The following is a 7,654-nucleotide window of genomic DNA, read 5'->3' as shown; positions in this document are numbered from 1 at the left end:
TCTAATTTTATTGCTGCAGAATACGTTGCGCGTTTTAATTTCGTCATTTTTTCACCCAAATTTGTATGCTTATTAGCATAACATTTCTTTCTTAATGGGTGGCCAAATTAACTATGCCACTATAGTGGCGAACTTGTTATTTATAAACCTAAAAGTAAAGAGATAGAAATAACAATTAAACCAACTGCTGGCACATTAGTAATGTTTGAAAGCGAACGCTTTGCCCACGAAGTACTTCCCGCCGTTGACGATCGCTATTCTATTGCAGGCTGGTTTAGGAAAAACGCCTCTATTAGCGGCATTATTGATCCGCCCCGATAACTCCTAATAGAGCATTTTAACAGCCTTTATTGAGGCTTTTAAAATGCTATTGGGTATGAAAGTAATAACCCTATAAAGATAGCCAAACCCACGTAATGATTATTTAAAAACGCTTTAAAACAGGCATCTCTTTCACGTTTATGAATAAGCGCTTGTTGGTATGCCAATAGGCCCGCAGCAATACTTAAACCAACGCCAAATGCGACACTTAAATGATTGCTTATACCAATAAAAGCAACCAACGCTATAAATACAGCATTAAGTAAAAAGATAATATGGCGGTCGTATTTACCAAATAAAATAGCGGTTGATTTTACCCCTATTTTTAAATCGTCGTCCCTATCAACCATCGCATACATGGTGTCGTAAGCCACTGTCCAGCAAATATTGGCTATAAATAATAACCATGCCTGCTGTGGTAGTGCATTAATTGAAGCCATATACGCCATAGGAATAGCCCAACCAAATGCAGCCCCTAAAACAACTTGAGGTAACTGTGTATAGCGCTTCATAAAGGGGTAACAAAAGGCTAAAGCCAAAGCACCAAAAGAAAGCAAAATAGTATTGACGCTAAGCATTAATACTAAAATGAACGCAATAACTATGAGTAGTAAAAATAGACTAAGTGCTTCACCACTACTCACCTGTCCTGAAGCTAGCGGCCGTTGAGCTGTGCGTTTTACCGAGCCGTCTATTTTTCTATCTGCAAAATCATTAATTACACACCCTGCGCTACGCATAACAACAACGCCCAGCGTAAATACAATAAAGTTGAGTAAGCTCGGCATCCCACTATTAGCAAGCCATAAAGCCCAGTATGTTGGCCAAAGTAATAACAAGGTACCAATGGGCTTATCTATACGCATTAACTGTATATAATAAGGAATATGTTTTGGCTTTAAAGCGGCTAATTTCATGAGTATAAATATGCTCCAGGTAAAAACACTTCACACACTAAAAACTTATATTCTTTGAGTGAGAATACACTTCGACGCCCTAGTAAGTTTTTTTCGGGTAAGTTCAATTTTGTAACTAATTGCTGAATAGGGTGCGTGTCATCAAAATAAGCAATTTCTATATCCGTTCGTTTTAATGCTGGGTCTTGAAAAATCACATCACCTAAAGGACGCTCGCCCATATTGTGCAAAGGATTAATAAAATCATTTTTAGGAAGCCAGCTTTGTGCGTACACCACAGGTTTGTTATCGCACAGTAAGAGAACTTCTCGATTAATAGCTGTTTTAGCTGTGCTGTTTAGTAGTAAGTTTTGCTCTGGGCTTAAAGTAAATAACTGCTCACTTAATACCTTCACATTAAAAGTTTTTGAGTTGCTTTTTAATTTAGCCGTTAATGAATTCTGTTCAAAAAGCCACTCTTGCTCTAGAGGAGATAAGTCACTTATATAAGAAGTGGACTGCCAATTAGCAGATATAGACAGAGGATAAGTAATCACAATAGCTCAACAAAATAAAAAACAACGAGATGATACCATTGCCAAAGCTTTTGAAAAAGTCATGTTTTATAACCATAAATAATTGCTTGGCGCTGTTTATTACCTACTATTAAGTATAAACTATTTGTAACAAGTTTTAAGAAACGCTTTAAATATGAAAAAAATAGTATACGCAGGTCTTTTTACGTTCTTTGTAAGCGTTATAAGCTTTACAGCTCGTGCTGAATCCACAGTTGGTTATTTTGGTTTTGAGCCAGATATAATCACCAACTACATTGGCGCATCAAGTAAAAAAATGGGCTATGTGCGTGTAACTATTGATTTAATGCTTACTGACACTTCTGATATTGCAGTGGTTGAACACCACACGCCATTACTTCGTGATGCCCTAGTAGAGATTTTATCTAAAGAACCAGAAGAAAAAATAAAATCACTTACTGGCCGTGAAGAAATACGTGCAAAGTGCGCCGAAAAACTAAAAAGCCTGCTAAAAGAAGAAACAGGACAAGAGATCATCCGTGAAGTCTTGTTCACTAAATATTTATATCATTAGTATTTAACGTTTTGCGTTAAATATTTTGGCGGTATAGGCAAAAGCCATACCGCTAAGTAACCCACCTAAGTGCGCCCAATTAGCCATACCTACAAACAATACATCAGCAAACCCAAGCACTAACCAAATCAACATAAAGCCAACAATAGCCGTACTTACAAGCGCAGGCTTGTTAGGATTTAAAAAGCTATGAATCCAACAAAAACCAAGTAGCCCATACACCACACCACTCAAGCCGCCAAAATTGGGGCCAACCATTAAGTATTGTGCCCAATTACTTATAAGTGCAGTTACTAAAAACAAACCTATTAGGGTGAGTTTTCCGCATTGTTTTTCGATATTGTCACCAAGCGACATCCACCAAATTAAATTAAACACTATATGCATCGCGCTAAAATGTACGAGGGCGGGCGTTAACCAACTTAAAGGCTGCGTAGGTTTAAACTGCATCATGGTGTAAATAGTCTCAAAACCACCTAGTAAAAAAGCAAAATAAATTATAACGCTTACAATACTTACGGTTTGATTTAACCAGCTAAGCGCTTTAAAACGGGCTATTAGATTAAGTGATTGCCCTTGGTATTTAAGCGGCGATTGTGTGCTACCTACATCCCATGAAGCTTGTTGATAGCGTTCATGGTTAGGGTTTTGTGTAAATTCGGCCCATAAAGGTTGTATTTGATGAAAATGCTCAGGCGCAACACTAATAATGACATTGCTACCATCTGAGGAGCTTAATTGTCCTTGTAAACCTTGGCTTTTTAAATAATCTATAAAGCCCTGTGCGGCGCGCGGGTTATTTAAACTGCCAAGCTCTATCATCGCTCTACTTTCTCGCTGTAAGCAGCTTCCCAAGCTGTAAAGCCGCCATCCATACTGTAAACGTCTTCAAAACCTTGCTCAACTAAGTAGCTAGCTGCGCCTTGTGAGCTCATACCGTGGTAGCAGACAATAATAATTGGCTGATCGAATTCTTTTTCCATCATAAATTGTGCGATATTACCGTTAGAAAGTGCTTCTGAGCCTGGAATGCGACCGGCTTGATACGAATTAGGATCGCGAATATCTGCAATTACCACGTCTTCTTTATCTAAAAGCTCTAACGTTTGCGCTATAGAAATATGTTTAAATGCCATTGAAATCTCTTTAATTAATAGTATAAAAAAGGCGGCTAAAGCCGCCCTTCTTGTAATTTAGTTAGGAACTAGTCCCAGTTTAAAATCACTTTACCTGACTGACCTGAAATCATCATATCAAAGCCAGCTTGGAAGTCATCCACAGAATATTGATGTGTAATGATTGGGTTTAAATCTAGGCCAGATTGAATCAAACTTGCCATTTTGTACCACGTTTCGAACATTTCGCGACCGTAAATACCTTTAATCACTAAACCTTTAAAAATAACTTGGTTCCAGTCAACTGCCATATCAGATGGTGGAATACCTAGCATGGCAATTTTACCGCCGTGGTTCATATTATTAAGCATTGAATTAAACGCGCTTGGCACACCTGACATTTCAAGGCCAATATCAAAACCCTCTGTCATACCTAGCTCTTTCATTACATCTTCAAGCTTTTCATTGGCAACGTTTACAGCGCGTGAAGCTCCCATTTTACGTGCTAAATCTAGGCGGTATTCGTTTACGTCGGTAATTACAACGTGGCGAGCACCAACATGTTTTGCAACAGCTGCTGCCATAATACCAATTGGGCCTGCACCAGTGATAAGTACATCTTCGCCAACTAAGTCAAACGATAGTGCGGTATGAACTGCGTTACCAAATGGGTCGAAAATAGAAGCGAGTTCGTCAGAAATATTATCTGGAATTTTAAATGCGTTAAATGCAGGAATAACTAAATATTCGGCAAATGCACCTTCACGGTTTACACCTACACCCGTTGTATTACGGCATAAATGTACACGCCCTGCACGACAATTTCGACAGTGGCCACACGTAATATGCCCTTCGCCAGATACGCGGTCGCCAACCTGAAAGCCACGAACTTCTTGGCCCATATCAACGACTTCACCAACATATTCATGGCCAACAACCATAGGCGTTGGAATGGTTTTACTTGCCCATTCGTCCCACTTGTAAATATGTACGTCGGTACCACAAATAGCTGTTTTGCGAATTTTAATCAGTAAGTCGTTATGACCTACTTCTGGCTTTGGTGCATCTGTCATCCAAATGCCCGGTTCTGCTTTTAATTTTGATAATGCTTTCATAATCCACACTCAATTAAAAAACCGAAGCGAGGCTTCGGTTTAAAATAAAATTAAATAACGCCCATTTCTTTACCAATACGGGTAAATGCATCGATAGCTGTATCGAGTTGATCAATACTATGTGCCGCTGAAATTTGTGTACGAATACGCGCTTGCCCTTTTGGTACTACAGGGAATGAAAAACCGGTTACGTAAATGCCTTCAGCAAGTAATTTATCAGCCATTAACGAGGCTACTTTGGCATCTCCTAGCATTACAGGGATAATTGCATGATCTTTACCTGCACACGTAAAACCAGCAGCTTCCATTTGCTCACGGAAATATTTAGCATTTGACCAAAGTTTAGCGCGAAGCTCGCCGCCATTTTCAAGCATTTCAAGTACTTTAATTGATGCAGTAACAATTGAAGGCGCTAATGAGTTTGAGAACAAGTATGGGCGTGAACGCTGACGTAACCATTCAACAATTTCTTTTTTACCTGATGTATAACCACCTGAAGCACCGCCCAGCGCCTTACCTAATGTACCGGTGATAATATCTACACGGTCTAATACATTACAGTACTCAGGTGTACCCTTACCGTTTTCGCCAACAAAGCCAACTGCGTGAGAGTCATCTACCATTACAAGCGCATCATATTTATCGGCTAAGTCGCACACAGCTTCTAAATTACAAATAACGCCGTCCATAGAAAACACGCCATCGGTAGCAATTAGTTTAGTTTTAGCACCGGCTTTGTCTGCTGCAATAAGTTGCTTCTCAAGATCAGCCATGTCGTTATTTGCATAACGAAAACGTTTAGCTTTACATAAACGTACACCGTCAATAATTGATGCATGATTTAATGAATCAGAAATAATAGCGTCTTCTGCGCCTAAAATAGTTTCGAACAAACCTGTATTTGCGTCAAAACATGAAGAATATAAAATAGTATCTTCTGTTTCTAAAAACGCACTGATTTTTTGCTCTAGTGTTTTATGGATATCTTGCGTGCCACAAATAAAACGTACTGAAGCCACACCAAAACCATGATTATTTAAACCATTTTGCGCCGCTTCAATTAACTCTGGGCTATTAGCTAAACCTAAATAGTTATTAGCACAAAAGTTGATTACTTTACCTGATGCAACTTCGATTTGAGCTTGCTGCTGGGACTTAATAATACGTTCGTTTTTATACAAACCTTCGGTTTTTACGTCTTCAATTTGCTGTTGTAGCTGGCTAAAAAAAGCAGATGCTCTCATCTAGGTTCTCCATATATTTGAACGGGTAAACAACCGCACTTTCGCGGCTGTTTATTATGCGGGGTATTGTAAAAGTTTAATGGGTAAAATGCACGGTTTGCAGTTCGTCGCAAACGCCCTCAGTTGGAAGGAATTCCTGCCAGTTTACAGGCTGTTTATTTATGTTTTTAAAAGTGCAGGTAAACTACTTATAGAATCGATAATTAAATCAGCTTCTTGCTTAGCGCTTTGGTCAAAGCTTTGCCCTGAACGCACTAAAACGCGTGTAGTGATGCCCGCTTTTTTCGCAGCCTGCATATCACTGAGTTTATCGCCCACCATAATACTGCAAGCAGGGTCGATATTATGCTCTTGTATGCCTTGTAATAACATTCCTGGCGCAGGCTTTCTGCAACTGCACTCTTTCAAATATTCAGGGCGCGCTTTTTTAGGGTGATGCGGGCAAAAATACACATCGGTAACTTCAATGATGTGGGCACTAAACTGGTCTTTCATCCAGTCGGTCAGTGCTAAAAAATCAGCTTCGGTGTAATAACCTCGACCAATTCCAGATTGATTAGTGACGATTATGATTTTATAGCCTGCGTCATAAAATGTTTTACAAGTGCTAAAAACACCGTCAATAAATTCAAATTTATCGCTTTGATACACATAACCATGATCAACATTTACCACGCCATCTCGGTCTAAAAAAAGCGCTTTATTTTTTTGTTGTGCATTCATTACAAAGACTCTTTTTGTACAACATGGTCAAACATCGCTTTTACATCATCAACTGTAATTTGGCTCATTAGATCATCGCCTTTTACGCGTGTCCCCCACGCTACTTGCTCAGCCGTTTTACCTGTTTGCTTAAACAAGTTTTGATGATAAACCTCTACCACGTAGTCTTGGTATAAGTAAGGACCTGTGCGTGCTGGGTTTGAATGAGCATATAAACCAATAACCGGCGTACCAACTGTTACTGCCATATGCGCAGGACCCGTGTCGGGCGCAAGCACTAAGCTGCCACGCTTTAACACGCACAACAACTCTTTGAGTTTTGTTTTACCTACTAAATTTAAAATAGGCGTGTTGCTGTGCTCAATAATGCTATTTGCTAGGTTAATTTCAAGCTCTGTTGGACCACCCGTCAATACCACCTTAAAGCCTTGCTCGCTTGCATAATCAGCCAATGTGGCATAACGATCAGCGAGCCAATTACGCTGCGCTTTACTAGCTGCGGGCGATATTACTAATAGTTTATTAGTTAGGTATTCTGATGTTAATAACTCATCTGCAACCGCTTGGTCTTGCTCGGTGTATGGCATGTCCCAACTCGGTTTATAATCAGAAACACCAATGGCTTTTGCAAAACCTTTAAAGCCTTCAAGCACATGCGCCTGGGCTTGTGGGTCTATTCGTTTATTAATAAATAAGCTGTGCAATTCTTTTGAACGTGCCCAATCGAACCCTACTTTTACTTTTGCAGGAATACAACGCGCTACAAACCCAGCCCTTAATGCAACTTGCATATTAAGAAGCACATCAAATTTTTGGTTGTTGAAGCGTTGCTTTAAGCTTTTAAGCGCTGCTTTGCCTTGCTTTTTATCAAATACCACCAGCTCAACACCCGGTAAGTCAGCAAGTAACATGGCTTCTATTTTGCCAATTACCCAGGTGATTTTCGCATTCGGGTGTGCCTTTTGAATAGCTTGTACTGCACTCACAGCATGACATACGTCACCAATGGCTGAGAGTCTTAATATACAAATAGATGAATAATTAGGAGCTTGAGTCACACATTCCCTTAGGTATTAAATACAAAAGCCGATCTTAAATTATAATCACGCTATTGCAAGCACTTATCCTGC

The 7,654-nt window shown here is 39.5% G+C and carries 9 protein-coding genes and 1 pseudogene; 2 read left to right on the top strand and 8 right to left on the bottom strand.

Features of this window, described 5'->3' with window-relative positions:
* Positions 1 to 126: 126 nt before the first annotated feature.
* Positions 127 to 321, top strand: a pseudogene (locus H5157_RS19570) (2OG-Fe(II) oxygenase); the annotation flags it as partial.
* Positions 322 to 359: 38 nt separating this feature from the next.
* On the opposite strand, the gene ubiA reads toward H5157_RS19570, so the two are convergent.
* The gene (ubiA, locus tag H5157_RS19565; RefSeq protein ID WP_182694150.1) at positions 360 to 1,238 is read right to left on the bottom strand and encodes a 4-hydroxybenzoate octaprenyltransferase; all 879 of its coding nucleotides are present in this window, start codon (positions 1,236 to 1,238) and stop codon (positions 360 to 362) included.
* Positions 1,235 to 1,774 (bottom strand): chorismate lyase, encoded by a 540-nt coding sequence (locus tag H5157_RS19560; RefSeq protein WP_182716851.1) that lies wholly within the window; start codon positions 1,772 to 1,774, stop codon positions 1,235 to 1,237. The genes ubiA and H5157_RS19560 overlap by 4 nt, the downstream gene beginning before the upstream one ends.
* Before the next feature lie 154 nt (positions 1,775 to 1,928).
* On the opposite strand from H5157_RS19560, the gene H5157_RS19555 reads away from it, so the two are divergent.
* A complete protein-coding gene (locus H5157_RS19555) occupies positions 1,929 to 2,327 on the top strand; it encodes a flagellar basal body-associated protein FliL (RefSeq protein ID WP_002961049.1) in 399 nt (132 codons plus the stop codon).
* A gap of 3 nt (positions 2,328 to 2,330) precedes the next feature.
* On the opposite strand, the gene glpG is transcribed toward H5157_RS19555, so the two are convergent.
* The 6 genes from glpG to H5157_RS19525 all read right to left on the bottom strand — a co-directional run bounded on the left by glpG (position 2,331) and on the right by H5157_RS19525 (position 7,582).
* The gene (gene glpG / locus H5157_RS19550; RefSeq protein ID WP_182725346.1) at positions 2,331 to 3,149 is read right to left on the bottom strand and encodes a rhomboid family intramembrane serine protease GlpG; all 819 of its coding nucleotides are present in this window, start codon (positions 3,147 to 3,149) and stop codon (positions 2,331 to 2,333) included.
* The gene (gene glpE, locus H5157_RS19545; protein ID WP_010554397.1) at positions 3,146 to 3,463 is read right to left on the bottom strand and encodes a thiosulfate sulfurtransferase GlpE; all 318 of its coding nucleotides are present in this window, start codon (positions 3,461 to 3,463) and stop codon (positions 3,146 to 3,148) included. Before glpE ends, glpG begins: the two co-directional genes overlap by 4 nt.
* A 68-nt stretch (positions 3,464 to 3,531) precedes the next feature.
* The gene (gene tdh / locus H5157_RS19540; protein WP_024595694.1) at positions 3,532 to 4,557 is read right to left on the bottom strand and encodes an L-threonine 3-dehydrogenase; all 1,026 of its coding nucleotides are present in this window, start codon (positions 4,555 to 4,557) and stop codon (positions 3,532 to 3,534) included.
* A gap of 50 nt (positions 4,558 to 4,607) precedes the next feature.
* Complete coding sequence (locus H5157_RS19535) at positions 4,608 to 5,801, bottom strand: glycine C-acetyltransferase (RefSeq protein WP_182725345.1); 1,194 nt, start codon at positions 5,799 to 5,801, stop codon at positions 4,608 to 4,610.
* A 159-nt stretch (positions 5,802 to 5,960) separates the two neighbouring features.
* Entirely contained in the window at positions 5,961 to 6,524 is a 564-nt protein-coding gene (gene gmhB, locus H5157_RS19530) for a D-glycero-beta-D-manno-heptose 1,7-bisphosphate 7-phosphatase (RefSeq protein ID WP_182725344.1), read from the bottom strand.
* Positions 6,524 to 7,582, bottom strand: a complete 1,059-nt coding sequence (locus H5157_RS19525; RefSeq protein ID WP_182725343.1) for a glycosyltransferase family 9 protein — start codon at positions 7,580 to 7,582, stop codon at positions 6,524 to 6,526. Before H5157_RS19525 ends, gmhB begins: the two co-directional genes overlap by 1 nt.
* Positions 7,583 to 7,654 lie beyond the last annotated feature (72 nt).

Origin of the sequence: Pseudoalteromonas sp. SG43-3 (assembly GCF_014164385.1) — a bacterium.
Classification (GTDB): domain Bacteria; phylum Pseudomonadota; class Gammaproteobacteria; order Enterobacterales; family Alteromonadaceae; genus Pseudoalteromonas; species Pseudoalteromonas distincta.
The sequence above is the reverse complement of the archived record's forward strand: the minus strand, read 5'-3'. Positions and strand labels throughout refer to the sequence as shown.

What these genes read in the sequence shown, in the direction of transcription:
- H5157_RS19555 (WP_002961049.1), top strand. Translation starts at nt 1,929, where the DNA reads ATGAAAAAAATAGTATACGCAGGTCTTTTTACGTTCTTTGTAAGCGTT.
- glpE (WP_010554397.1), bottom strand. Translation starts at nt 3,463, where the DNA reads ATGGCATTTAAACATATTTCTATAGCGCAAACGTTAGAGCTTTTAGAT.
- glpG (WP_182725346.1), bottom strand. Translation starts at nt 3,149, where the DNA reads ATGATAGAGCTTGGCAGTTTAAATAACCCGCGCGCCGCACAGGGCTTT.
- H5157_RS19535 (WP_182725345.1), bottom strand. Translation starts at nt 5,801, where the DNA reads ATGAGAGCATCTGCTTTTTTTAGCCAGCTACAACAGCAAATTGAAGAC.
- tdh (WP_024595694.1), bottom strand. Translation starts at nt 4,557, where the DNA reads ATGAAAGCATTATCAAAATTAAAAGCAGAACCGGGCATTTGGATGACA.
- gmhB (WP_182725344.1), bottom strand. Translation starts at nt 6,524, where the DNA reads ATGAATGCACAACAAAAAAATAAAGCGCTTTTTTTAGACCGAGATGGC.
- ubiA (WP_182694150.1), bottom strand. Translation starts at nt 1,238, where the DNA reads ATGAAATTAGCCGCTTTAAAGCCAAAACATATTCCTTATTATATACAG.